1 protein-coding gene is annotated in these 255 nt (G+C 47.5%); it reads right to left on the minus strand.

From position 1 onward, the window contains the following. On the minus strand, positions 1 to 255 hold a 255-nt coding region (locus J7R12_RS08830), incomplete at both ends, for a two-partner secretion domain-containing protein (RefSeq protein ID WP_208439096.1).

A 255-nucleotide genomic window follows, 5' to 3' on the forward strand; every position in this document is an offset into this window, starting at 1 on the left:
ACCGCTGGTCACTTCATTTAAAATCACTTTCGCTGAACCCGTGAAACGCAAATGCGGATTGCCCGGCATAATGCCCCCCAACTGCGATTGCCCTACTTCTTGCGCATGATTGTTGAAAATAACACCTGGATTGCCAATATTAAAATCGTAATATTTATTGTGCGATAAGCCCTTGCCGTTGGGTGTGACAATATCAATCGAGGGAACCCCATTGGGCGCTGCCACTATATCCGGACGATATGCGCTACCTGCGTT

Source organism: Bartonella vinsonii subsp. vinsonii (assembly GCF_902825235.1).
Lineage (GTDB): Bacteria > Pseudomonadota > Alphaproteobacteria > Rhizobiales > Rhizobiaceae > Bartonella > Bartonella vinsonii.